General features: G+C 67.5%; 23 protein-coding genes. 12 read left to right on the forward strand and 11 right to left on the reverse strand.

The features are described 5' to 3' along the window. Positions 1–131 precede the first annotated feature (131 nt). Positions 132–1,727, forward strand: a complete 1,596-nt coding sequence (locus MFF24_RS11660) for a hybrid sensor histidine kinase/response regulator (protein WP_238224601.1) — start codon at positions 132–134, stop codon at positions 1,725–1,727. 26 nt (positions 1,728–1,753) lie between these two features. After that, on the forward strand, positions 1,754–2,071 hold the full coding sequence (locus tag MFF24_RS11665; RefSeq protein WP_238224602.1) for a plasmid stabilization protein: 318 nt from the start codon (positions 1,754–1,756) through the stop codon (positions 2,069–2,071). 163 nt (positions 2,072–2,234) lie between these two features. On the opposite strand, the gene MFF24_RS11670 is transcribed toward MFF24_RS11665, so the two are convergent. After that, positions 2,235–3,449 carry an NADP-dependent isocitrate dehydrogenase gene (locus MFF24_RS11670; protein ID WP_108940988.1) on the reverse strand — a complete coding sequence of 405 codons (1,215 nt, stop codon included), beginning with the start codon at positions 3,447–3,449 and terminating at the stop codon, positions 2,235–2,237. Between the two features lie 400 nt (positions 3,450–3,849). Between MFF24_RS11670 and MFF24_RS11675 the strand changes: the two genes are divergently transcribed. Both MFF24_RS11675 and MFF24_RS11680 read left to right on the forward strand, forming a co-directional pair. After that, on the forward strand, positions 3,850–4,398 hold the full coding sequence (locus tag MFF24_RS11675) for a formaldehyde-activating enzyme (RefSeq protein ID WP_133090371.1): 549 nt from the start codon (positions 3,850–3,852) through the stop codon (positions 4,396–4,398). A gap of 108 nt (positions 4,399–4,506) precedes the next feature. Beyond that, positions 4,507–5,244 (forward strand): RNA methyltransferase, encoded by a 738-nt coding sequence (locus MFF24_RS11680; protein WP_238224603.1) that lies wholly within the window; start codon positions 4,507–4,509, stop codon positions 5,242–5,244. Positions 5,245–5,246: 2 nt separating this feature from the next. Here the strand turns inward: MFF24_RS11680 and MFF24_RS11685 are convergent, their stop codons facing one another. The 8 genes from MFF24_RS11685 to MFF24_RS11720 form a co-directional block, all read right to left on the reverse strand. Beyond that, the gene (locus MFF24_RS11685; RefSeq protein WP_238224604.1) at positions 5,247–5,597 is read right to left on the reverse strand and encodes a hypothetical protein; all 351 of its coding nucleotides are present in this window, start codon (positions 5,595–5,597) and stop codon (positions 5,247–5,249) included. 29 nt (positions 5,598–5,626) lie between these two features. Continuing rightward, positions 5,627–6,640 (reverse strand): zinc-dependent alcohol dehydrogenase family protein, encoded by a 1,014-nt coding sequence (locus MFF24_RS11690; protein ID WP_238224605.1) that lies wholly within the window; start codon positions 6,638–6,640, stop codon positions 5,627–5,629. Positions 6,641–6,878: 238 nt separating this feature from the next. Beyond that, complete coding sequence (locus tag MFF24_RS11695) at positions 6,879–8,564, reverse strand: methyl-accepting chemotaxis protein (protein ID WP_238224606.1); 1,686 nt, start codon at positions 8,562–8,564, stop codon at positions 6,879–6,881. 352 nt (positions 8,565–8,916) lie between these two features. After that, on the reverse strand, positions 8,917–9,465 hold the full coding sequence (locus tag MFF24_RS11700; RefSeq protein ID WP_238224608.1) for a L,D-transpeptidase family protein: 549 nt from the start codon (positions 9,463–9,465) through the stop codon (positions 8,917–8,919). Between the two features lie 19 nt (positions 9,466–9,484). Then, positions 9,485–10,780 carry an O-acetylhomoserine aminocarboxypropyltransferase/cysteine synthase family protein gene (locus tag MFF24_RS11705; RefSeq protein ID WP_238224610.1) on the reverse strand — a complete coding sequence of 432 codons (1,296 nt, stop codon included), beginning with the start codon at positions 10,778–10,780 and terminating at the stop codon, positions 9,485–9,487. Between the two features lie 143 nt (positions 10,781–10,923). Then, complete coding sequence (locus MFF24_RS11710; protein WP_108940995.1) at positions 10,924–11,310, reverse strand: response regulator; 387 nt, start codon at positions 11,308–11,310, stop codon at positions 10,924–10,926. Between the two features lie 113 nt (positions 11,311–11,423). Next, entirely contained in the window at positions 11,424–12,821 is a 1,398-nt protein-coding gene (locus MFF24_RS11715; RefSeq protein WP_108940996.1) for a heterodisulfide reductase-related iron-sulfur binding cluster, read from the reverse strand. A 139-nt stretch (positions 12,822–12,960) separates the two neighbouring features. Then, complete coding sequence (locus tag MFF24_RS11720) at positions 12,961–13,317, reverse strand: DUF6460 domain-containing protein (protein ID WP_108940997.1); 357 nt, start codon at positions 13,315–13,317, stop codon at positions 12,961–12,963. A 218-nt stretch (positions 13,318–13,535) separates the two neighbouring features. Here MFF24_RS11720 and MFF24_RS11725 point away from each other — a divergent pair, with 218 nt between their 5' ends. The 4 genes from MFF24_RS11725 (at position 13,536) to MFF24_RS11740 (ending at position 19,197) form a co-directional block, all read left to right on the forward strand. Then, positions 13,536–14,486 (forward strand): alpha/beta hydrolase, encoded by a 951-nt coding sequence (locus MFF24_RS11725; RefSeq protein ID WP_108940998.1) that lies wholly within the window; start codon positions 13,536–13,538, stop codon positions 14,484–14,486. Positions 14,487–14,525: 39 nt separating this feature from the next. Next, positions 14,526–17,042, forward strand: coding sequence for a ligase-associated DNA damage response DEXH box helicase (locus tag MFF24_RS11730; RefSeq protein ID WP_238224611.1), 2,517 nt, complete (start codon positions 14,526–14,528; stop codon positions 17,040–17,042). Between the two features lie 41 nt (positions 17,043–17,083). Then, positions 17,084–17,797 carry a ligase-associated DNA damage response endonuclease PdeM gene (gene pdeM, locus MFF24_RS11735; protein ID WP_238224612.1) on the forward strand — a complete coding sequence of 238 codons (714 nt, stop codon included), beginning with the start codon at positions 17,084–17,086 and terminating at the stop codon, positions 17,795–17,797. A gap of 281 nt (positions 17,798–18,078) precedes the next feature. After that, positions 18,079–19,197, forward strand: a complete 1,119-nt coding sequence (locus MFF24_RS11740) for a heme-binding protein (RefSeq protein WP_238224613.1) — start codon at positions 18,079–18,081, stop codon at positions 19,195–19,197. Between the two features lie 312 nt (positions 19,198–19,509). Here MFF24_RS11740 and MFF24_RS11745 read toward each other — a convergent pair whose 3' ends face one another. Continuing rightward, on the reverse strand, positions 19,510–20,064 hold the full coding sequence (locus MFF24_RS11745) for an ester cyclase (RefSeq protein WP_238224614.1): 555 nt from the start codon (positions 20,062–20,064) through the stop codon (positions 19,510–19,512). 84 nt (positions 20,065–20,148) lie between these two features. On the opposite strand from MFF24_RS11745, the gene MFF24_RS11750 reads away from it, so the two are divergent. Both MFF24_RS11750 and MFF24_RS11755 read left to right on the forward strand, forming a co-directional pair. Next, entirely contained in the window at positions 20,149–20,403 is a 255-nt protein-coding gene (locus MFF24_RS11750; RefSeq protein ID WP_238224615.1) for a hypothetical protein, read from the forward strand. Positions 20,404–20,483: 80 nt separating this feature from the next. Further along, on the forward strand, positions 20,484–20,792 hold the full coding sequence (locus MFF24_RS11755) for a winged helix-turn-helix transcriptional regulator (protein ID WP_197711569.1): 309 nt from the start codon (positions 20,484–20,486) through the stop codon (positions 20,790–20,792). A gap of 178 nt (positions 20,793–20,970) precedes the next feature. On the opposite strand, the gene MFF24_RS11760 is transcribed toward MFF24_RS11755, so the two are convergent. Further along, positions 20,971–21,408 carry a DUF3429 domain-containing protein gene (locus tag MFF24_RS11760; protein WP_108941004.1) on the reverse strand — a complete coding sequence of 146 codons (438 nt, stop codon included), beginning with the start codon at positions 21,406–21,408 and terminating at the stop codon, positions 20,971–20,973. Between the two features lie 301 nt (positions 21,409–21,709). On the opposite strand from MFF24_RS11760, the gene MFF24_RS11765 reads away from it, so the two are divergent. Together MFF24_RS11765 and MFF24_RS11770 are read left to right on the forward strand one after the other, a co-directional pair. Further along, the gene (locus MFF24_RS11765) at positions 21,710–23,035 is read left to right on the forward strand and encodes a chloride channel protein (protein ID WP_238224616.1); all 1,326 of its coding nucleotides are present in this window, start codon (positions 21,710–21,712) and stop codon (positions 23,033–23,035) included. 73 nt (positions 23,036–23,108) lie between these two features. Then, entirely contained in the window at positions 23,109–23,288 is a 180-nt protein-coding gene (locus tag MFF24_RS11770; protein WP_133090945.1) for a DUF1328 domain-containing protein, read from the forward strand. Positions 23,289–23,292: the final 4 nt, after the last annotated feature.

Raw genomic sequence — 23,292 nt, forward strand, 5'->3', positions numbered from 1 at the left:
CATCGTCTTTCTGCCCAGCGTTTTTCTACAAAGTTCGTGCCCCACCTTTCGAGACGACGCTCTACACTCCAACAGTGAGGAAGCGGCGGCAACGCCGGTGGCCTCACCATCACGCCACGCCGCGGGTCCGCATGACCGACATCCCTGAGAAGAGACCCCACGGCGTCCACACGAGCGTCGAAGCCGGCGCGGCCGGCCATGAGTTCGAAGCGGGCAACGACATCTTCTTCGCCGCCGTCTCGATGACCCGCATGCCGATGGTGGTGGTCGACCCGAACCGGGACGACCATCCGATTGTCTTCGTGAACCAAGCCTTCCTGGAAATGACGGGCTACGCCCGCGACGAGGTCATCGGCCGCAACTGCCGCTTCCTCCAGGGCCCAGAGACCGATCCGGAGACGCGGGCGCAGGTGCGCGACGCCGTCGCCGCCCGGCGCGATGTCGCCACCGAGATCCTGAACTATCGCAAGGACGGCTCGTCCTTCTGGAACGCGCTGTTCGTCAGCCCGGTCTACAACGCGGCCGGCGACCTCGTGTATTTCTTCGGCTCGCAGCTCGACATCACCCGCCGCCGCCTCGCCGAGGATTCGCTGCATCAGGCGCAGAAGATGGAGGCGATCGGCCAGCTCACCGGCGGGATCGCCCATGACTTCAACAATCTGCTCCAGGTCATCCTCGGCTACGCCGACTCGCTCGCGACCAATCTCGAACGGCCGGACGCCGATCCCGGCCGCATGGGCCGTGCCGTCGGCAACATCCGCGAGGCGGCCGAACGCGCCTCGACGCTGACGCAGCAACTGCTGGCCTTCGCCCGCAAGCAGCGCCTCGTTGGCCGCACCCTCAATCTCAACGACCTCGTCACCGAGACCAAGGAGCTGGCGGCGCGCACGCTGGGCGATGCAGTGACGATCGAGACCGATCTCGCCCCCGATCTGCGCGCCTGCCGGATCGACCGGACCCAGGCCGAGGTCGCCCTGCTCAACGTTCTCATCAATGCCCGCGACGCAATGCCGGAGGGGGGGCACGTCACCATCACGACCCGCAACGAGGAAGCCAGCCGCCCCGACGGCACCGGCGGCCTCGTCAGCGTCGCGGTGACGGATACAGGCTCCGGCATCCCCTCGGACGTGCTGGCGCGGGTGATGGACCCGTTCTTCACGACGAAGGAGGAGGGCAAGGGCACCGGACTCGGCCTGTCGATGGTCTACGGCTTTGCCAAGCAGTCGGGGGGCTTCGCGCAGATCGAGTCGGTGATGGGGGAGGGGACGACCGTGCGTCTGTCCTTCCCGGCCACCGAGGAGGAGGGCGAACTGAGCGAGCCGCCGCCGTCGGTCGAGGAGCGGCCGGGCACGGAGACGATCCTGATCGTCGACGACCGCGCCGACGTTGCCGAGCTCGCCCGGGCGATCCTGCGCGATTACGGCTACGGCACCCTGATGGCCCGCCACGGCCGCGAGGCCCTGGAGATCCTGGGCGACCATCCGGAGATCGACTTGCTCTTCTCCGACCTGATCATGCCCGGTGGGATGGACGGCTTGTCCCTCGCCCGCGAGGCGCGTCGCCGCAACCCCGCTCTCAAGATTCTGCTCACCACCGGCTACGCCGAAGCCAGCCTCGAGCGAACCGGCATCGAGCGTCCGGAGTTCGATATCCTGAACAAGCCGTATCGCCGCGCCGAGTTGATCCGGCGGGTGCGCGCGGCCCTCGACGCGCCGGTCCGAAACTGACCGCCGCGGCCAATCGGGAGAGCATCATGGCTCAGGGTGACAAGTCGAAATACACGGACAAGCAGATCCGCAAGGCGGAGCATATCGCCGAATCCTACGAGTCCCGCGGCGTCCCCGAGAAGGAAGCGGAATCCCGCGCCTGGGCGACCGTCAACAAGGATGACGGCGGCGGCAAGAAGCCCGGCGGCTCGGGCCGCGGCAAGGCGACGGGCCATCCCGCCGCGCACAAAGGCGGGCGCAGCGGCGGCACGGCCTCGGCCTCGCGCACCAAGGAAGAGCGCTCGGCCTCGGCCAAGAAGGCGGCCGAGACGCGTAAGCGGAACGCGGCGAAGAAGGCGGGGTGACTCCCCAACTCTCCCCCTCTGCGGGGGAGGGCGGCCCTCGCGTGAGCGAGGGTCGGGAGAGGGGAGCGCCGCGTCCGAAAAGACCTGAGCCGGCCCCTCACCCGCCCGCTTCGCGGTCCCCCTCTCTCGCGAAGGGGAGAGGGTTCCGCACAGCACTCCGATTTCAGACAGCCATCGCCGCCTTCAGGTTCTCATCGACCTTGTCGAGGAAGCCGTTAGTGGTGAGCCACTTCTGGTCCGGACCGACAAGGAGGGCGAGATCCTTCGTCATGTGACCGGCCTCGACGGTGTCGACGCAGACCTTCTCCAGGGTCGCGGCGAACTTGGCGAGGTCGGCATTACCGTCGAGCTTGGCCCGGTGGGCGAGGCCGCGGGTCCAGGCGAAGATCGAGGCGATCGAGTTGGTCGAGGTCGCCTTGCCCTTCTGGTGCTCGCGATAGTGGCGTGTCACCGTGCCGTGGGCGGCCTCGGCCTCCACCGTCTGGCCGTCCGGCGTCATCAGCACCGAGGTCATCAGCCCGAGCGAGCCGAAGCCCTGCGCTGCCGTATCCGACTGCACGTCGCCGTCGTAGTTCTTGCAGGCCCAGACATAGCCGCCCGACCACTTGAGGCAGGAGGCGACCATGTCGTCGATCAGGCGGTGCTCGTAAGTCAGGCCGAGCGACTGGAACTTCGACTTGAACTCCTCGTCGAACACCTTCTGGAACAGATCCTTGAAGCGCCCGTCATAGGTCTTCAGGATGGTGTTCTTGGTCGACAGATAGACCGGGTACTTACGGGCGAGGCCGTAGTTGAACGAGGCGCGGGCGAAATCGATGATCGACTGGTCGAGGTTGTACATCGACATCGCGACGCCGGCATCGGGGAACTTGAAGACTTCCTTCTCGATGACGGTGCCGTCGTCGCCTTCGAACTTGATGGTGAGGCGGCCCTTGCCCGGCACCTTGAAGTCGGTGGCGCGATACTGGTCGCCGTAGGCGTGGCGGCCGATCACGAAGGGCTGGGTCCAGCCCGGCACGAGGCGCGGCACGTTCGAGCAGATGATCGGCTCGCGAAAGATGACGCCGCCGAGGATGTTGCGGATCGTACCGTTGGGCGAGCGCCACATCTCCTTAAGCTTGAACTCCTCGACGCGCGCCTCGTCCGGCGTGATCGTAGCGCATTTCACGCCGACGCCGTGGCGCTTGATTGCCTCGGCCGCATCGATCGTCACCTGATCGTTGGTCGCATCGCGATGCTCGACGCCGAGGTCGTAATAGTCGAGGTCGAGATCGAGGTAGGGGTGGATGAGCTTGTTCTTGATCTCAGCCCAGATGATCCGGGTCATCTCGTCGCCGTCGAGCTCGACGACCGGATTGGCCACCTTGATCTTCGCCATGTCGGTCCCTCGATTACCCGGTGCCGCGCATTCGGCCGATTGCCCTTTGCGCGTCGTCCCGGAACCCCGTTGCCGCCCCTATAACGCAGCGCAGCAAGCCGACAAAGCCGGGCTCCGGGCACCGGTTTCGGATATGCGGATCTGTTACCGACGCAAGAGCAGCCGGCCGCCGCCATTCGCTGCGACATCCGTTATCGGTCGAGATAGGTCCCGAGGCTCGCGCTTCCGACAGAGAAGCGCCGGCTCGGGCATCTCGGGTGCATGCTCCACGGCCAAAGCAAGTGTCGCTCCGGCACAAGAGCGCACACCACGGCCGCGCTAAGCGGCCTGGACAAACCCGGCCGCCGCTGCGACGACCCCGACCGTCCATCGCATGGCCGATCACGAGGAAGGACACACCATGAGCGACCGCATCATCCTGCGCGCCGGCGAGGCCCTCGTCGCGGGCGGCCCGCCCAACACCGCGTCCGAGCCCGAAGTCATCATCGGCGAGCTTGACGGCCCCGTCGGCACCGCGCTCGCCACGCTGACCGGCGATCAGGTCGTCGGCCATAGCCGCGTCTTCGCGCTCCTGAACACCGACATCATGGTCCGGCCGGTGACGCTGTGCGTCTCCAAGGTGAGCGTGACCGAGAACAAGTACACCTCGATCCTGATGGGCACGGTGCAGTACGCCATCGCCAACGGCGTGCTCGACGCCGTGCGGGCCGGCTACATCCCCAAGGAGAAGGCCAACGATCTCGGCATCATCTGCTCGGTCTGGCTCAGCCCCGGCGTGATCCAGGACGAGAACATCGACCACAAGGCGCTGTTCGAGATCCAGCGCAAGGGCATGACCGAGGCGATCCGCAAGGCCATGACCAACGAGCCGTCGATCGACTGGCTGCTCGAGAACCAGGACAAGATCGTCCACAAGTACTACCAGATGGGCCTCGACGGTAAGATCTGACTCTTTTTGCATTTGGCGCCGCCGGCTTCGCTGGCGGCGCAGGACCGTTCGCGCACCGTCCGTAATTTGCGGATTGAGGCCGTGCCCGCAGCATGCGAGAGGGCGGCCATGAGCGCCCCCGTCGTCATCCTGGTCGAGCCGCAATTGGCCGAGAATATCGGCATGGCCGCCCGCGCCATGGCGAATTTCGGGCTGTCGGAGCTGCGCCTCGTGGCGCCGAAGAACGGCTGGCCGAAGAAGGGCGTGCGGGAGGCGGCCTCCGGCGCGACGCACGTGCTCGACGGCGCGAAGATCTACGCCACCCTGGCCGAGGCCATCGCCGACCTGCACCACGTTCTCGCCACCACCGCCCGCGAGCGCGGGCAGATGAAGCGGGTCTTCGCGCCCGACGAGGCGATGACGGCGGTCGCCGAGCGGGTCGGGCGCGGCGAGCGGATCGGGCTGATGTTCGGGCGCGAGCGGGTGGGCCTCAGCAACGACGAGGTGTCGCTGGCCGACGCCATCGTTACCTTCCCGGTGACGGCGGAATTCCCCTCGCTCAACCTCGCCCAGGCCGTGCTGCTAATGGGCTACGAATGGCGACGTGCCGCAGGCCTCGCGACCCTACGCTTTTCCGGCGAATTGCTCTCGCCACCCGCCACCCGCGAGGCGCTGCTGTCGCTGTTTGCCAGCCTGGAGGAGACGCTGGCGGGCGCCGGGTTCTACCCACCGGAGAAGCGCGAGATCATCGCCCGCAACATGCGCGACATGCTCCACCGCATGGCGATGACCGAGCAGGACGTGCGCACCTTCCGCGGCGCACTGCGGACGCTGAGCCGCCGCGGCTCGGGGAGCGAGGAGTCGTAGCCCTACCGTCGCGCGAGGCCGAACCGCGTCAGGCAGACATGCTTGGCGAGCGAGGCGGACGCGATCGGCACCGCCGGCGTCGTCCCGTAGGGCTCGCCGGTCGCCGTATCCTCGGGTGCTCGGAAGGCACCGGGGACATAAGTCGTCTCGCACTTGTTGAACTTGTTGCAGACGGCGAGCTTGGTGCAGATCGTCCGGCCCGACCGTTCGTAGACATAGTAGGTCGCGCCGGAATAGGGCGGCCGAGGAAAGGACTCGGTCCGCACCGTCGTCACATCCGCAGCGCTCGCCGCCATCGGCAGCAACAGCGCTGAGAGCAGCGCCGAGAAAACGCTCCACCACGCCACGCGCATCGATCGTAACTCCCCCCGAAAAGTGGCCATCAACCGATCCGGATCACGATCTTGCCGACATGCGAGGCTTCAGCCAGGGCCGCCAGCGCGGCGGGGGCCTCCTCGAAACCGTAGACCCGGTCGATCACCGGCTTGATGGCGTGCACGGCGATCGAGCGGTTCATGTCCTCGAACATCTCCCGCGAGCCGACGGCGACGCCGCGCACGATGCAGCTCGCGCCCAGGATCGCCAGTGGGTCGATCGCCTCGCCCTGCGCCAACAGCCCGATCAGGCCGACATGCCCACCGGGTCGGGTCGAGGCGATGGAGCGCGGCAGCGTTCCGGTGCCGCCGACCTCGACCACGTGATCGACGCCGACGCCGCCGGTCAGCCGGTGCACCTCCCGCTCCCAATCGGGATGGGTGCGATAATTGATGGTCTCGTTCGCGCCGAGCGCGCGCGCCTTCTCCAGCTTGGCATCGCTCGACGAGGTGGCGATGACCCGCGCTCCGGCTGCGTGCGCGAGCTGGATCGCGAAAATCGAGACGCCGCCGGTGCCGAGCGTCACCACCGTCTCGCCGGCTCTCAGGGGCTTGAGCCCGTAGAGCGCATTCCAGGCGGTCACGGCGGCACAGGGCAGGGTCGCACCCTCCTCGAAGCTCAGATGATCGGGAAGCGTGACGAGCCCGTCCTCGTCGAACACCCGGTACTCGGTGAGCACCCCATCGATGGCGCCGCCGAGCGCCGTCAGCCACATATCGGCCACCTGCGCGCCGCCGAGCCAGCTCTGCGAGAAGATGCCGGCAACGCGCTCGCCGCCGGTGAAGCGACGCACGCCCTCGCCGAGCGCCACGATCTCCCCCGCACCATCCGAGACCGGGATCAGCCGATCGAGATTGATCGCGAAGGGATAACGGCCCTCGCAGATGAGCAGGTCGCGGTAGTTCAGCGAGGCCGCGCGCATGCGCACCAGCACCTGCCCGCGACCGGGTTCCGGGGTCGGGCGCTCGACGCGCTTCCAGCTATCGAGACCTGCAGCGGCGGACATTTCGTAGGCGCGCATGGCCGTCTCCCGTGGCGGTTTCGATTCTTGGATCGACGCAAGGCCCATATGGGAAGAGGCCGCCCGAAGGCGACCTCTTCCTCATCATTCCGGAGGCTGGCCCGAAGGCGGCTCCAGGCTCACCCGCTCCGGGCTACGCCTTATCGCCAGGATGGACGCCGTACTCGCGGTTTTCCCTACCGTGCCCTATCGAGCGATGGCGCCGCACCGCAGGCGCGGATCTTTCGCCGTTACCGGCTCACGCCGCGCGCACCGTCGTGAGGAAGCGGCTCACTTCCGCCGAGAGACGCTCGGACTGGCGCGAGAGCTCGGAGGCCGCGCCGAGTACCTGACTTGCCGCCGCACCCGTCTCCTCGGAGGCGCGGGCGACGCCGGCGATGTTGGTCGTCACCTCGCCCGTTCCGGTCGCGGCCTGGGCAACGTTGCGCACGATCTCCTGGGTTGCCGCCCCCTGCTCCTCGACCGCCGCCGCGATGCCGGTGGCGACACCGCTGATCTCGCGGATGCGGCCGGAAATGCCTTCTATGGCCAGGACGGCGTGATCCGTCGCGCCTTGGATCGTGCCGATCTGCTGCGCGATCTCGCTGGTTGCCCGCGCGGTCTGGTTGGCGAGTTCCTTGACCTCGGCGGCGACCACGGCGAAGCCGCGGCCGGCCTCGCCCGCACGGGCCGCCTCGATCGTGGCGTTCAAGGCGAGCAGGTTGGTCTGCCCGGCAATTGTCGAGATCATGGCCACCACGTCACCGATCTTGGACGCCGCGCTCGACAGGTTCTGGACCAGTCCCGCGGTCTGGTCGGCCTCGCCAACCGCGATCTGCGCCAGTTCGGACGAGTTGGCGACCTGCCGCCCGATCTCGTGGACGGAGGTGCCGAGTTCCTCCGCGGCCGCCGCGACGGTCTCGACATTCGTCGCCGCCTCCTCGGCCGCCGAGGCAACCGTGACCGATTGCGACGCGGTCTCGGTAGCGGTCCCCGACATGCTCTCGGCCGTGGCCTGCAGCTGCGTCGCCGCCGAGGTCACGGTGCCGATGATCCCGCCGATCGCCGCCTCGAAACTGTCGGCCATCGCCCGCATCGCAGCCTTTCTCTGCTCCTCGGCCGACGCGCGGGCGAGGGCCGTCTCGGCTTCCAGCGCACGGGTCCGGATCAGATTGTCCTTGAACACCTGGACCGCGCCCGCCATGGCGCCGATCTCGTCCCGGCGCTGCCGATAGGGCACCGGCGTCTCGACATCGCCGGCAGCGAGCGCTCCCATCGTTCCGGTCATGCCGGTGATCGGCCGCGAGATCCGAAACAGCCCGAACAGCATGGCGCCGAGAGCCAGGAAGACCGCCAGCGCGACCGACACGACGGCCGTCACGGAGGCGCTGTCGGCCGCGCCGACCGCCGCGTCCGCATCCCGCTGGGCCGCCCCCCGGTTCAGGGCGACGACCTGCATCAGGACGTCGCTGGCAGCGGTGTAGAGCTTGAACAGATCGTTGCCGGCCAGCTCCGTGACGGCTTCCTGCTGTCGGCCCGCATCGATCAACCGGATCAGGCGGGAGCTCGCCTGCTCGTAGCGATCCCAGTTTGAGGAGAACTGATCGTAGAGGGCGCGCTCCTGCTGCGATGAAATCAGCCCCTCGTAGCGTCGCCGGGCATCCGCCATCTCCGCTCCGGCCTGGTCGTAGAGGTTCCGATAGGCGGTCAACGCATTCGGGTCGTCGACCGTCGTGGCCATCCGGAACTGCCGCAGACGCACACGGCTGGCGGCGGCATTCATCTCGTTGGCCGTGACGACCGACGGAAGCCAATTCGACGCGACTTCGTTGACGCGTTTTCGAATGGAAGACAGCTCACCGAGCGAAATCGCACCTTGTATGGCCGTAATGAGCGCGACCCCCCCGAAGAGAGCAGCGAGAGTGGCCTTGAGACTGAGACGCATGGGCGAAGGAGGCGCGTAAAGTGCCAAGTCGCCCGCCGCGCACGGACCGACCGGGTCTTCTGACGAACATTTGATATCATTGAAATATTAACAAATGAACTAAACCCATTTCCGAGACAGCGTATCGGGGCCACCGATCGCTTAGATTTATTTTCGAACGAAGCAGTCCATCTCAAGATGAGCCCGAATCAGAAAATAATAGTGTCCCACGAGAGTGTTGTTTTTCCAAATACAATCACAATGAACGCCGAATACATGGGAGTTTAGAAGTCTTGATGATGCAAATGGCGGTCACACGCGCGAATCGCGTGGCGACGCGATCGTCAACACCGAGGGAAACGGCCCGACACCGCTACGGCCTGATCTCGATGGGCGTGCCGACATCGACGCGGGCGTAGATCGCGCGCATCTCGGCATTGGTGACGCCGACGCAGCCCTGGGTCCAGTCCCTCATCCGGTGCAGGCGGCCGAGCCAGGAGAAGCCGTTCATCAGCCCGTGGATCATGATGTCGCCGCCGGGAGAGTCACCGGTGGCCCGAGCCGCCGCCTCGTCGGCAGGGGAGGGGTAGGACACCTTGAGCGAGAGGTGGGCGACGCTGCGCGGGTTGCGGAACGCGATCGTATAGACACCCTCGGGCGTGCGCCCGTCGCCCTCGCGGGTTTTGTGGCCTTCCGGCGCGAAGCCGAGGGAGACGGGATAGGTCGCGAGCACCCGGCCTTCACGCAGCAGCGTCAGGCGGCGCGCCGCCTTCTCCACGAGGACGCGGTCGGCGCGCTCGGGCTCGGCGGCGAGCGTCGGTTCGGTGCGGCCGAGCTGGAGAAAGTCAGAGAGGACGACAGCGCCCGCACCGAGGACGGCGAGGCCGCCGATCACCGCCGCGATGTGCCGCCGCCCTGCCATGGCCGCCTCAGCCGATTTTTCAGCCGATTTTGGCCAGGGCCTGCTCGAGATCGCCGATCAGATCCTCCGGATCCTCCAGGCCGATCGAGAGGCGTACCGTCTCGGGGCCGACGCAGGCCGCCGCACGCTCCTCGGGGCGAAGCTGGCGGTGGGTCGTGGTCGCCGGGTGGATCGCCAGCGACTTGATCTCGCCGATGTTCACGAGGTGCGAGATCAGCTCCAGACCTGCGATGAGCTTCAGCGCGGCCGGCTCGCCGCCCTTGAGCGCGAAGGTGAAGATCGAGCCCGGCCCTTGCGGCACGTAGCGGTTGGCCAACGCCTCGCCCTTCTGCCCCGGCAGCGCCGGGTAGCTGACCCATTCCACGGCCGGATGGTCCTTGAGGTAAGCGGCGACCGCCTTGGCGTTGGCGCAGTGGCGCTCCATCCGCAGCGGCAGCGTCTCGATGCCGGTGAGCGTCAGGAAGGCGTTCATCGGCGACAGGCCGGGGCCGAGGTCACGCAGGCCGAACAGCCGGCAAGCGACGGCGAAGCTGATCTCGGGGAAGCGCTCGCTGACGATCAGGCCGTCATAGTCCGGCCAGGGATCATTGATAAGGTTGTAACGCGATCCTTGCGCCTTCCAGTCGAAGGTGCCGGCATCGCAGATCATGCCGCCGATCACCTGCCCCGAGCCGCCGAGAAACTTCGAGGTGGAGTGGACGACGATGTCGGCGCCGTACTCGATCGGACGGATCAGGGCGGGGGAGGCGAGGGTGTTGTCGATCACGAGCGGCAGGCCGTGGCGCTTGGCCACCGCCGCGATGCCCTCGATGTCCATTACGGTGGCGCAAGGGTTGACGATCGACTCGCAGATGATCGCCTTGGTCTGCGGCGTGATCGCGGCCTCGAAGGCTTCCGGCGTCAGGTCGGCGGCGAAGTGCGGCGTCAGGTCGTAGCGTCCCTCGAGCCGGCGCATCAGGCCGAGCGAGCCGCCGAACAGGCGCGGCGAGGCGACGTAGGCGTCGCCCGTCTGCATCAGCGTCATCATCACCAGCAGCACTGCCGACTGCCCGGAGGAGACGGCCACAGCCGCCTTGGCGCCTTCGAGCGCGGCGATCCGGCGCTCCAGCGCGGCGACCGTCGGGTTCGAGCCGCGCGAGTAGGAGAAGCCGGTCTTGCGCATCGCGAAGATGTCGGCGGCCTGCTCGGTGGAATCGAACACGAAGCCGTTGGTGAAGTAGATCGGCTGCGCCCGCGCGCCCGTGGCAGGGTCGGGCGCGGCGCCCGCATGGACCGCCTGTGTGGCGAGGCGGAGGGTCTTTGGCTCGGCGGTCATGGCGGGACCTGGACTGATCGGTCTGTCGGCGCGCAAGGCGGCGCGCCACTCTCACCCGCCTTCTGCCGTGAAACGGCCCGCGGCGAAACCCGCGATCGGCCCCCGCGCGCATCCGCCATGCGCGAAACGTCTGGGCGGATGCGTCAGGCCGCGCGCTTGAGACAGGCCTTGAGGGTGCGCACCAGCATGGTCGGTGCGTAGGGCTTCGGGATGAAGCGGGCGCCCTCCGGCATGTCGCCGGGGCCGGGCGTGCCCATGCCGGAGACGATCAGCACCGGGATGTCCGGCCATCGGTGGGCGACGACACGGGCGAGCGCGAAGCCGTCCATCGAGCCCATCGGCATGTCGACGTCGGTCATCAGGATCTCGACGTCGGGCCGGTCCTGAAGCACGTCGAGGGCCTTGTCGGCATGATGCGCTTCGAGGACGTTGAACCCGGCCTCCGCCAGCGTATCGGAGGCTTCCATCAGCAGCAGGCCGTCGTCTTCAACGAGGAGGACGACGGGCAACTCTGTCGGGTTTTCTGTCATGAGGCTGCAAACGATCTCGGGCCGACACTGGTTGCGGGCCTAATTCGCACCTGCAGCGAGGTCAAGGAAGGGGCGCCACGCAATTGTGCACGGCGCAAAACTTAATCTTGACCTTACGCGTGTGCCCGGACAGGCGCCGGGCGCGCGGGAAGATTCGCCAGAGCTTCCGGCCGCGGGCCGCCGGTCGCCCAATCGAGCAGCTCGACCGTGTGCAGGATCGGGATGTCGGTGCCTTTCCCGATCTGGGTGGCGCAGCCGATATTGCCGGTGGCGATCAGGTCCGGCTTCACGCGCTCGATATTGGCCACCTTGCGGTCGCGCAGGCGCGCGGCGATTTCCGGCTGGAGGATGTTGTAGGTGCCGGCCGAGCCGCAGCAGATGTGCCCCTCCGGCACGTCCTTCACCGTGAAGCCCGCCTTCTTGAGAAGGGTTTTGGGCTCGGTCCGGATCGCCTGACCGTGCTGCATCGAGCAGGCGGAATGGTAGGCGACCACGAGGTCGGTGTCCTCCACGGGGGGCAGCAGGCCGATCTCGGCCATGTACTCGGTCACATCCCTCGCGATCGCCGACACCCGCGCCGCCTTCTCGGCATAGGCCGGGTCGTCGCGGAACATGAAGCCGTAATCCTTGATCGTCGTGCCGCAACCGGACGCCGTGACCACGATGGCATCGAGGCCGGGCCCGTCCATCTCGGCGATCCAGGCGTCGATGGTGCCCTTGGCATGAGCGTGGGCGGAGTCTTCCCGGCCCATATGGTGGGTCAGTGCGCCGCAGCAGCCCTCGCCCTTGGGGTGGACCACCTCGACGCCGTGACGGTTGAGCAGACGGATCGCCGCCTCGTTGAAGTCCGGCCGCAGCACGCTCTGGGCACAGCCGCGCAGGAGCGCGACCCGGCCGCGGCGCTCGGCCGGGCCTTTGTCCTCGCCGGTCTGGAACAGCGCGCTGATCTCCTGCGCCGAGGGATCGGCGGGGAAGGTGCCGGGCCGGTCGGTCCGGTTGCGGTTGGGCAGTTGCGCGGGCGCCAGGTCCAGCATCGCCGCGAGCCGGTTGCCGACCCGCGGCAGCCGGGCGACGAGGGGCCGCAACGGCGCCCCGACCTTGGCCGCGAGCAGTGCCATCCGGAAGCGGTTCGGATAGGGCAGAACCAGCGCCAGCACCGTGCGCAGCAGCCGGTCGGAGAGCGGGCGCCGGTAGGTCTTCTCGATATGCGTGCGGGCATGATCGACGAGGTGCATGTAATGCACCCCCGACGGGCAGGTCGTCATGCAGGAGAGGCAGGAGAGGCAGCGATCGACGTGCTTCACCACCTCGCGGCTCGCCGGTTTGCCACCCTCCAGCATATCCTTGATCAGGTAGATGCGGCCGCGCGGTGAATCGAGTTCGTCGCCGAGCAGGAGGTAGGTCGGGCAAGTCGCGGTGCAGAACCCGCAATGAACGCAGGTGCGCAGGATCTTCTCCGAGGCCGCCATGGCGGGGTCGGCGAGCTGCTCGGGAGCGAAATTGGTCTGCACGACGCGCCTCGATGCGGTTTCTTGCTTCTCTTTACGTCTCTTAGAACCGTTCGCGCAGGCGAGGCAATCGGAACGGTTCTAAGCTGTTGCTGTGTCGCAGTGGCGCGGGACCGGGCGGTCGAAACCCGCGGCGAAAGCCTCAGCGATCGCGCGAGACGGTGAGCAGGCGGGCGATGAACCAGATCGGCACCACCACCACCGCACCCGCCAGGATCCAGCGTCCGAAATCGTGGAAGGTCTCGAGCCCGAGATCGATCAGCGACCGGGAGAGATCGTAGAGCTGCCAGAACAGCAGGCCCGGCGTCAGGCCGAACATCGCCATCACCGCGCCGACAAGCACGGACAGGAACAGCAGCTTCACGAACACGGCCACCGGGGAGCCACCGAGGAAGCGGTTGAGCCCGGAGCGGCGGCGCGGCTCACCATGGCGCGGATCGGCCGGATAGGGGCCGGCTTCGAGCGGAGCGCGGCGTCGGGTGTCGTGATCGCCGATCATGTCGGTCGGTATCCTCGCCAGATCCTCAGGACTTCGTGGCAACCCTGCAACTGAGTTGCCTCTCCGCCACACTCATGCGAAACCGCGGATCGATCTTCGCATTCGACGCATTCGGGGTAGCAGCCAGATGGCATCCTCGAACGTTCCGCTCAAGATGGCAGGCTCAATCTCGCCCTGCCGGCTTCAACGCTCCCACCTCACGCGACCTGACGAAGGCCATGATCGACCACGCTCTGTTCGACCCGGCGACCATCGATGCCGAGACGAAGGCGCTCAACGCTGAGATCGTGGCCGCGCACGCGGCGCAGGCCGATCCGTGGTCGCTGCCGATCGAGGAGGTGCGGGCGCGGCGCCGGGCGGGGACACAGGCCTCCCCCGCGATGCCGCGCAGCCCGCGCGCCGAGATCGTGACCATCGAGGGGCCGGGCGGCCCGCTGGCGCTGCGCGTCATCCGCCCGCAGGGCAAGGCGCGCGGCGCTTACCTCCACATCCACCGCGGCGGCTGGGTCTGGGGCGCGGCCGACGAGCAGGACCCCTGGCTCGAGCGCATCGCCGATACTTGCGGCTTCGTCTGCCTCTCGGTGGAGTACCGGCTGGCGCCAGAGCATCCCTATCCAGCCGCACTCGAGGATTGCGAGGCCGCGGCCCTCTGGCTCGCCGGTCCCGGCAAGGCGGAACTCGGCGTCCACGCGCTGACCATCGGCGGCGAGTCGGTCGGGGCCCATCTTGCGGTGATGACGCTACTGCGCCTGCGCGACCGCCACGGCCTGCCCCGCGCCTTCCGCGGCGCCAACCTCAATGCCGGCTTCTACGATCTCGGCCTGACCCCAAGCGTGCGGCTGTGGGGCGACGAGCGGCTCGTCATCAACTCCACCGACCTGAAGCGCTTCGCCGACGGCTACGTCCGCGAGGGCATCGATCGCCGCCGACCCGACGTCTCGCCGCTCTATGCCGACCTGAAGGGTCTGCCGCCGGCGCTGTTCACGGTCGGCACCGCCGACCCGCTCTTGGACGACACGCTCTACATGTCGGCGCGCTGGGCGGCGGCCAATAACGGCGGCCACACCGCGGTCTATGCCGGCGGCTGCCACATCTTCGTGCGCTATCCCGGCGCGCTCACCGAGCGGGCCCTGGAACTGATCGACCGCTTCCTGATGGCGCTGGCGTGACGCGGTGACGCCGCGCCGCCGCCGTCCTACCTGAGCCGGGTGCCCGCGCCTCCAGTCCTTCCGCCGTCTTTCTCCGCGTGGTTCGCCTCGCGCGGCTGGGCGCCCCGCCCGCATCAGCTCGAACTGCTCGCGACCGTCCAAGCCGGACGCTCGGCGCTGCTCGTCGCGCCCACGGGAGCCGGCAAGACGCTGGCCGGCTTCCTGCCGAGCCTCGTCGAACTGAGCGAGCACAAGGGCACCGGGAAGGGCGGCGAGAAGGGCAAGGCGCGCGGCCTTCACACCCTCTACGTCTCGCCGCTCAAGGCGCTCGCGGTCGACATCGCCCGCAACCTCGAAGCGCCGATCGAAGACATCGGGCTTCCCGTGACCGTCGAGACCCGCACCGGCGATACCCCGGCCCACAAGCGCGCGCGCCAGATCCAGCGCCCGCCCGACATCCTGCTCACCACCCCCGAACAGCTCTCGCTCCTGCTCGCCCATCGCGAGGCGGAAGCATTTTTCGCCGGGCTGAAGACGGTCGTACTCGACGAGTTGCATGCCCTCGTCACCTCGAAGCGCGGCGATCTTCTCTCCCTGGCGCTCGCCCGCGTGCGGCGGCTGGCGCCGGAGGCCCGCGCCCTCGGCCTCTCGGCCACGGTGCGGGAGCCGGACGAGCTGCGGAAATACCTCGTCGGCCAAGTGCCGGGCGAAGACCGCCGGGCCGATCTCGTCGTGGTGAAGGGCGGCGCCAAGCCCGACCTGCACATGCTCGAGATCGGCCGCACGCTCCCGCTCTCCGGCCACACCGCTCGGCACGCCATGCCGGCGATCTACGACCTGATCCGGGCGCACCGCATGGTGCTCGTCTTCGTCAACACCCGCCTCCAGGCGGAATACACGTTCCAGGAGCTGTGGCGGCTCAACGACGACACGCTGCCGATCGCCCTGCATCACGGCTCGCTCGACGCCTCGCAGCGCCGCCGGGTTGAGGCGGCGATGGCGGCGGGGCAATTGCGCGCCATCGTCTGCACCGCGACCCTCGATCTCGGCATCGACTGGGGCGACGTCGATCTCGTGGTCAATGTCGGCGCGCCGAAGGGCGCGAGCCGGATCATGCAACGGATCGGCCGGGCCAATCACCGCATGGACGAGCCCTCGAAGGCCTATCTCGTCCCCGGCAACCGCTTCGAGATGCTGGAATGCCGCGCCGCCCTCGACGCGGTGGAGGAGGCGGCCCAGGACACGCCCGATGCCCGCCTCGGCGCCCCTGACGTGCTGGCCCAACACGTGCTCGGCATGGCCTGCGCCGACGCGTTCGATCCGCTCGAACTCTACGGGGAGATCATCTCCGCCGCGCCCTATGCGAGCCTGTCCTGGGAGGATTTCGAGGCGGTGGTCGATTACGTCGCCACCGGCGGCTACGCCCTGCGCGCCTACGAGCGCTTCGCCAAGATCCTGCGCGGGCCGGACGGCAAGTGGCGGGTGCGCGATGCGCGGGTGGCACAACAATACCGCATGAACATCGGCACCATCATCGAGGCGACGCATATCAAGGTGCGCATGGCCCGCAGCCTGCGCTCCAAGCCCGGCACCGTGCTCCCCAAGGGTGGGCGGACGCTGGGCGAAGTCGAGGAGGATTTCGCCGAGACGCTCACCGTCGGAGACACCTTCCTGTTCGCGGGCGAGGTCCTGCGCTTCGAAGGGCTCGCCGAGGACGAGTGCCTCGTGACGCGGGCCGGGCCCGGCACCGACCCGGCGATCCCGTCCTATGCCGGCGCGAAGTTCCCGCTCTCGACCTTCCTCGCCGCGCGGGTGCGAGCCATCATCGCCGACCCGTTCGAGTGGGACCGGCTGCCGCGCCAGCTCTCGGACTACCTCGCGCAGCAGCGCCGGCACTCGGCCCTGCCGGGGGAGCGCGACCTCCTGGTCGAAACCTTCGCCCGAGCCGGGCGCCACTATCTCACCGCCTTCCCGTTCGAGGGGCGGCTCGCCCACCAGACGCTGGGCATGCTGCTGACCCGGCGCCTGGAGCGCGCCCGGCTGCGCCCGCTCGGGTTCGCCGCCAACGATTACGGCATCGCCATCTGGTGCACGAAGGATGTCAGCGAACGGGCCGCGCTCTCGCCCGGTTTCATGGAGGCCCTGTTCGACGAGGACATGCTCGGCGACGACTTGGAGGCGTGGCTCGACGAATCGGCGATGATGAAGCGCACGTTTCGCCAGTGCGCGGTGATCGCCGGGCTGATCGAGCGGCGCTTTCCCGGCCAGAAGAAGACCGGCCGGCAGGTCACGATCTCGACCGACTTGATCTACGACGTGCTGCGCCGCCACCAGCCCGACCACCTGCTCCTGCGCGCCGCACGGCAGGATGCGGCAACCGGACTCCTCGACGTGACCCGCCTCGGCATGATGCTGAGGCGTATCCGGGGGCGAATCACCCACAGGGCGCTCGACCGGGTCTCGCCACTCTCCGTGTCCGTCATGCTCGAAATCGGGCGCGAGCGGGTCTACGGGGAGGGGGCCGACGAGATCCTGGCTGAGGCCGAAGCCGAGCTGCTGCAGGAAGCGCTCGGCTGACGCGGGCCGGTCGCCCCCTCCGCGAAGCTTGGGACAACGACGTGGCACTCGGCCAGAGACTCGAGAAGACCGTGAAGGGCACCGACCTTGCGCTCGCCGGCGAGGCTGTGAGCCTCGACCGCACCGGCGCCCTGTGGCTGCCCGAATACCGCACCCTGGTGGTGTCGGACCTGCACCTGGAGAAGGGCTCGTCATTCGCTGCCCGCTCGGGCCAGTTCCTGCCGCCCTACGACACGCGCGAGACGCTTGCCTGCCTGCATGAGGTGATCCAGCGGCTCGATCCGGCCTGCGTCGTCGCGCTGGGCGATTCCTTCCACGATGCCCGCGGCCCGGAGCGGATGGAGCCCGGCGACCGGGCGATGATCGCCGCGCTGCAGGAGGGCCGCGACTGGGTCTGGATCGCCGGCAATCACGACGCGGCGGTGAGCGAGGGCGTCGGCGGGCGCTATTGCGAGACGATGTCCCTCGGCGGCCTGACCTTGCGCCACGAGCCGCTGGCGGGGGCCGGGGCGGGCGAGATCGCCGGCCATCTCCACCCCTGCGGCAAGGTGACGATGCGCGGCCGATCCGTGCGCCGCCGCTGCTTCGTCGGCGATGGCCACCGTCTCGTGATGCCGGCCTTCGGCGCCTATACCGGCGGCCTCAACGTGCGCGACGCCGCCTTCGAGCCGCTCTTCCCCAAAGGGTTCACGGCCTACCTGCTCGGCGACGGGCGCGTCTTCGCGATCGGACGATCCATGCTCGGGCGGGATTGAGGGACGTCACACCACATCCGGTTGATCCCTTCGGGATGGCGGATTTGGGCTTCGCTCAAGCGCCGCGTGGGCTCAGCGATACGGTCTCCGCTTTGATCAAGCGGAGACCGTATCGCAGACATAGGGCAGATCGACCGAAAGGAAGTGCACTCATGGCAAATCCGAGCGCGTAGGCCGCCCACATCTTTTGATCCAAAATCACCTTGCGACTACTACTTTCGCGCGCAAGGCAGCAAAATCGTCTTCTGCGATGGTGCCGTCCTCATGGGAGGACAGGTGCGATGGCTGCCGGCAACAATCCCGAACGCAGAACCCGCAAGTTTTCCGAAGTCGTCACACCGCGCCCCATTCGTACCCGCAGTTTGACCAGCCGGGGTGTCGCGCCGCCACGGGAACTTGGCCCTCTCGAACAATTGCTGGGCGTTTGGACCGGAAAGGGTACGGGCTGGAACATGATCGCCCTCCCGTTCCACAAGGCTCCGGCGCCGCCGGCCGGATTCAAGTTCCGCGTGCTGATGAACCAGTACGACGAGGAGCTTCAGTTCACGTTCGTCGACGACGATGTTCCCAATCGCGGGCTTTCGAGGCCGAGCCAGCCCGACTTCGACCAATTCGTCGTCACTCTCGATTATCAGCAGAAGATCGCACAAATCGCTGCGGAAGATCGGCCGAGCAGCGGCGGCTTGGCCGGCCCGGTCGGACTGCCGATCCACCACGAACCCGGCCTGTGGCTCTACGAGAAGAACCGCCGGAGCACGGACGATCAGATCGAGGGCGATGCGGTGTCCGAGGTCGAGCTCGACGTCGCGCGGCTGGCCTCGATCCCGCACGGAAATTCCGTCCTGGCCCTCGGCAAGTCGGAGGTGCACCACGGCATGCCGCCGATCCCGCCCATCAGCGGCCTACCCTCGGGCCGGTTCGAGGATGTCACGACTCCGGACTATGATTTCAGATCCGCCACCGATCCCGATCCGTATTTCGAACCGTACCGGCATTACATCGACAATCCCTTCATGGGGAATGTCACGGTGCCTGGATTTCCTGGCTTCAGCCCGGCCGACATGAACGCAATTTTGCGTTTCGCGAACCAGAACGTCGAGATCGTTCGGACGACGACGCTGACCGTTGATTCGACGCGCAAGAGCGCTGGAATCTCGAATGTTCCCTTTTCGGTTCGCGAGGCCGAACCGGTCAGCATGAAATCGACGTTCTGGATTCAGGAGTTGGCGGAGAAGGACGAGCAGGGCAATCCGAAACTCCGTTTGCAATACTCACAGGTCGTCATGCTGCATTTCTTCCGCCCTCGGGAAGACGAACTTCCGGAAAGAGCCGTCTGGCCGCATATCAGCATCGCGACCCTGGACAAGCTGCCTGCCGGTTACGAACTCGTGGAGAGCTAGAGAATCGTCCCGAAAGGCAGCCATTGTCTTTCGGAAAAAGAAGCTGCGAAGACAATAGTATCAAGCATCGTGCTGGATATCAGATCCAGCACGATGCTTTAAATGCTCGTTCCCGCGCTGTGGTGACACGTTTGACCCTAAGCAGCCAAGGCCGCGCGACGTGCCAAGTTCTTCACGGCAGCGCCCGCACGGAGGAGGCCGCGCAGTTCCTGCTGGATCTGATCGCAGCGATACCCCATCGCATCCACAGTTGGCGGCCGGCGCAGAGCATCCTCGTCGGTCGCGGCAATGCTGTTCGGCTCGCCCGTTACTTCACCCGCCGAGCGGCGGAACGATGCCGAGCGCCATCAGGATGGCGAGCACGTCGAACTGCTCCCAATGCGCGGTGATGCGACCGTCACGCAGCGCATAGGCCGTGATTCCTTTCAGTCGGAACCGCGCTCCCGTCGGAGCGACGTGCATGAACTGTCCGACATGCTCGCCATTCGCCGACCAGATCGCGACGACGGTATCGCCTTGCTCGATCGTCCGCTCGACATGATAGTCCTGGCGGAACGCGCTGTTGATGAAGCTGACCGACCTGGTGAAGCCTGCCTTGTCCGGTGTCGCCCCGAACACCGGCGAATGGTCGACGAAGTCATCCGCCAGCCGCTCCTGCGCCAGCCGAGCGGCGACGTCAGGGTCATTGCAGGTGTAAAATTCGGCGAACAGGCGGTCGCCATAAGGATTGATGCTCATAATTTTCGTCCTGATATTGCGCGAATAATCCGCGTCACGAGTGCCGCAGAAGTGTTGCAGGCTGATGGGGGCAGCGGTTGCTTGGTGCTGCGCGGTTCGAAGCAGAGCAGGCCAGGGAAATGCGTTCACTCGTCGATGGCGGCGCCTCTCCAACCCAGCGGATTAGGGTCAAGAAGCGCTGCCCTCCGAGACCTACGGACCCGTGCCGACGGGATGACAATCAAGCCGCTGACCGGGTTGACGAGGAATCCGAGTTGCCGCGATCACTGTGCCGACGAGGTCCTGCGCGTCGCCGACGCGATCCGGCTACCGTCCTTTGGGCCGACGAACGCAAGCACCATTGGCACCGAGATCATCGCGGGCGAGCAGACGGTCATTGAGCGGACCGCCCGAAGCGCCGGCGGTGCCGTGAACGACAACGGCCATGAACCTCTCCTTGCATCGGAACTCTGTTCGACGGCATGTTAGTGCAGATGGAGCATCGGTTACGTCAAATGCACTAATGGAGGGATTTTTTGGCGCGGAAAAAAAGTTGTCCGGAGTGCGGAGTGGAACGCTTTCTGCTTCTCCTTGACGGGCCTTGGGCCACGCTGATCGTACGCGAATTACTCCAAGGGCCGCGCCGATTTAGCGAACTGCGCGATGCTCTGGAGGGTATCAGCGCGCATACGCTGACCCACCGCCTTCGGCGCTTCGAGGCGCACGGGATCGTCACTCGGACGGTCTATGCTGAAATCCCGCCGAGGGTCGTGTACGAGTTGACACCACTGGGTGAATCGCTGCGCGACATTCTCTATGCCATGGCTGCCTGGGGGCAGAGCGTCACCAATCAGCAGCTCATGGCCGCCACAGACTGACCCGCGGTTATCCTGTCGAAGTTGTGGTCGGCGTAGAAAAAGTATCTCGGTCACGAGGAGACCGCATCCACGTTCGGGACCGGTCATCCCGGTTGGCTCGACGTAAGGTCGTGCCTCTCGTCGAGATGGCCCGCCGCGCAGCGGCTCAAAATGCGTCGGCGATTGTTGGAGCAGCGCCTTACGCTGCGACCAACAGCGCCGCCCCGGCGATCCCCGACAGGGCCAGACGCAACCGGCCCATCCAGTTCGGGACCATGCCGCGGCGGGCGAGGTCCTGATCGACGATGCCCCAGAGCAGGACCAGGGCGCCGAGGGTGCGAAGGTCCCATGGCGCCGGGGCGGCCAAAGCCGCCCAGGCCAGCAGCGAGGGCACGATGGCCAGGACGTAATCGCGCCAGCCGGCGCCGCGCGCCGCCGCGACGCCCCAGCGGATGCCGCCGAGGAATGAGGCGATCACCGCACCGTAGGCGGAGAGGATGGTGCGCGGCGAGAGGCCGATCGTGCCCAGGCCGACATCCGTACCGCTCACCGACAGCGCGGCGAAGCCCACGAACGGGATCAGCCCCGCGATGCCGAGAAGGACAGCGCTCGCGGGTACCGTGTTCAGCCGCCCCATGCCGTCTCCTCGGCTGCCTGCCGTGCGATCCGGCTCGCACCGGTTTCGCGCATCGCTCGAACCCACCCGCCGCGACGGGATGGCCCTGTGCGGGCCGCCGGCGAGCGGGCGGTGTCATGATCCGGTGTAAACGCGCAGATCCTCATCCGTCCCGCAACCGAGACCATTTGTTGCAGTACGCGCCCTCATCCCGCGCCCGGCCAAGAATCGGCGCGGGATAGCGGCGGGGCGACCATGGTGCCGGACGGCGGGCACCGGCAGGATGGGCACGAGACGGCCCACCCCTTGCACGATCGATTCCATGCTGCTGCGGCCGACGGACACGCGACTTGCCCTCGAGCGCCTCCGCGATGCGTCCGGGGATGCCTGGACGACCTGGCGCAGGCGAAGTCTGTTCCTGGCGGGCGGCATCTGCGTCGGCTTGGCCGCGGTGCTCATGGCGAAGGCGGCGGATGCGGCGCAGGCGGTGTTTCGGTCCGGAATCACCGCCTCGCCCCTGCTGGCGCTGCTGCTCTGCCCGGCCGGCTTCGCGTTGGCGGCGTGGCTGGCCCGGACCGTGTTCCCGAACTCTCAAGGATCCGGCATCCCGCAGGTGATCGCCGCCCGCGCCCTCGACGACGGGCCGGCGCGCCATGCCCTGATCTCGCTCAAGGTTGCGGCGGGCAAGGTCGTCGTGATGTGTCTCGGCCTCCTGTGCGGCGCCTCGATCGGGCGCGAGGGACCGACGGTGCAGGTCGGCGCGGCGATCATGGCCACTCTCGGCCGGCTCAGCCCGGAGCGGATGCGCGGTCTGCTGCTCGCGGGCGGCGCGGCCGGCGTCGCCGCCGCCTTCAACACGCCGCTCGCCGGAATCGTGTTCGGCATCGAGGAACTCGGCCGGGCCTATGACCGGCGGGGCAGCGCCCTCATCGTCGCCGCCATCGTCGCGGCGGGCCTGACCTCTCTGGCGATCCTGGGTGACTACACCTATTTCGGCACGTCCGACGCGGGGCTGTCCTTGAGCACCGGATGGCTCGCAGTCCCCGTGCTCGGCGTGGCGGGCGGGCTCGCCGGCGGGCTGTTCAGCCGCATCGTGATCGGGTTTGCCCAGGGCTTTCCGGGCCGGGCCGGCGCATGGATCGCGCGCCGCCCCATCCTGTTCGCCACGCTCTGCGGACTCGGTGTCGCCCTGTGCGGATTGGCCTCCGGCGGCGCCGTCTACGGCACCGGCTACGAGGAAGCGCGGGAGATCCTGCACGGCGAGAGCGATCCGCGCTGGGCGTTCGCGCCGCTGAAGTTCCTGGCCACCGTGCTGTCCTCGATCAGCGGCATTCCCGGCGGCCTGTTCGCCCCCTCGCTCGCCGTCGGCGCCGGGCTCGGCGCCCAGGCGAGCCTCATCCTCGCGGACGTCCCCGTGGGTGCGCTGGTGCTGATCGGCATGACCGCCTACCTGACCGGCGTTCTCCAGGCTCCGATCACCTCGTTCGTGATCGTCACCGAGATGACCCAGAACCACGCGATGGTGATCCCGCTGATGCTCGCCGCGCTGATCGCGGATGCGATGTCGAAGCTCGTCTGCCGCGGCGGCCTCTACCACACCCTGGCGGAGGTGCTGGTGCAGCGCGCAGGCCGCGAACGAAACGCGTAATGCCCAGGGCGCGGCGGAACGCCGCCGGTACGTCGGAAGTTACTGCTCCGCTTTCGTATCGGAGTGAACTGCCATGACGCTTCTCAAGTGGGCCGCCATCGCCTTCATCATCTCGCTCGTCGCGGGCGCCCTCGGCTTCACCGGCATCGCCTCCGGCGCGAGCTCGATCGCGCGCATCCTGTTCGGCCTGTTCCTCGTGCTCGCCATCGTCATCGTGGTGATCGCGCTGGCCATCGGTCAGGCGGTGTTCTGACGCC

The sequence above is a fragment of the Methylorubrum aminovorans genome (genome assembly GCF_022179725.1).
Lineage (GTDB): Bacteria > Pseudomonadota > Alphaproteobacteria > Rhizobiales > Beijerinckiaceae > Methylobacterium > Methylobacterium aminovorans.

Bases quoted from the DNA above. Each gene is read 5' to 3' on its own strand.
- MFF24_RS11660 (WP_238224601.1), top strand. From the start codon at position 132: ATGACCGACATCCCTGAGAAGAGACCCCACGGCGTCCACACGAGCGTC.
- MFF24_RS11665 (WP_238224602.1), top strand. From the start codon at position 1,754: ATGGCTCAGGGTGACAAGTCGAAATACACGGACAAGCAGATCCGCAAG.
- MFF24_RS11670 (WP_108940988.1), bottom strand. From the start codon at position 3,449: ATGGCGAAGATCAAGGTGGCCAATCCGGTCGTCGAGCTCGACGGCGAC.
- MFF24_RS11675 (WP_133090371.1), top strand. From the start codon at position 3,850: ATGAGCGACCGCATCATCCTGCGCGCCGGCGAGGCCCTCGTCGCGGGC.
- MFF24_RS11680 (WP_238224603.1), top strand. From the start codon at position 4,507: ATGAGCGCCCCCGTCGTCATCCTGGTCGAGCCGCAATTGGCCGAGAAT.
- MFF24_RS11685 (WP_238224604.1), bottom strand. From the start codon at position 5,597: ATGCGCGTGGCGTGGTGGAGCGTTTTCTCGGCGCTGCTCTCAGCGCTG.
- MFF24_RS11690 (WP_238224605.1), bottom strand. From the start codon at position 6,640: ATGCGCGCCTACGAAATGTCCGCCGCTGCAGGTCTCGATAGCTGGAAG.
- MFF24_RS11695 (WP_238224606.1), bottom strand. From the start codon at position 8,564: ATGCGTCTCAGTCTCAAGGCCACTCTCGCTGCTCTCTTCGGGGGGGTC.
- MFF24_RS11700 (WP_238224608.1), bottom strand. From the start codon at position 9,465: ATGGCAGGGCGGCGGCACATCGCGGCGGTGATCGGCGGCCTCGCCGTC.
- MFF24_RS11705 (WP_238224610.1), bottom strand. From the start codon at position 10,780: ATGACCGCCGAGCCAAAGACCCTCCGCCTCGCCACACAGGCGGTCCAT.
- MFF24_RS11710 (WP_108940995.1), bottom strand. From the start codon at position 11,310: ATGACAGAAAACCCGACAGAGTTGCCCGTCGTCCTCCTCGTTGAAGAC.
- MFF24_RS11720 (WP_108940997.1), bottom strand. From the start codon at position 13,317: ATGATCGGCGATCACGACACCCGACGCCGCGCTCCGCTCGAAGCCGGC.
- MFF24_RS11725 (WP_108940998.1), top strand. From the start codon at position 13,536: ATGATCGACCACGCTCTGTTCGACCCGGCGACCATCGATGCCGAGACG.
- MFF24_RS11740 (WP_238224613.1), top strand. From the start codon at position 18,079: ATGGCTGCCGGCAACAATCCCGAACGCAGAACCCGCAAGTTTTCCGAA.
- MFF24_RS11750 (WP_238224615.1), top strand. From the start codon at position 20,149: ATGACAATCAAGCCGCTGACCGGGTTGACGAGGAATCCGAGTTGCCGC.
- MFF24_RS11760 (WP_108941004.1), bottom strand. From the start codon at position 21,408: ATGGGGCGGCTGAACACGGTACCCGCGAGCGCTGTCCTTCTCGGCATC.
- MFF24_RS11765 (WP_238224616.1), top strand. From the start codon at position 21,710: ATGCTGCTGCGGCCGACGGACACGCGACTTGCCCTCGAGCGCCTCCGC.
- MFF24_RS11770 (WP_133090945.1), top strand. From the start codon at position 23,109: ATGACGCTTCTCAAGTGGGCCGCCATCGCCTTCATCATCTCGCTCGTC.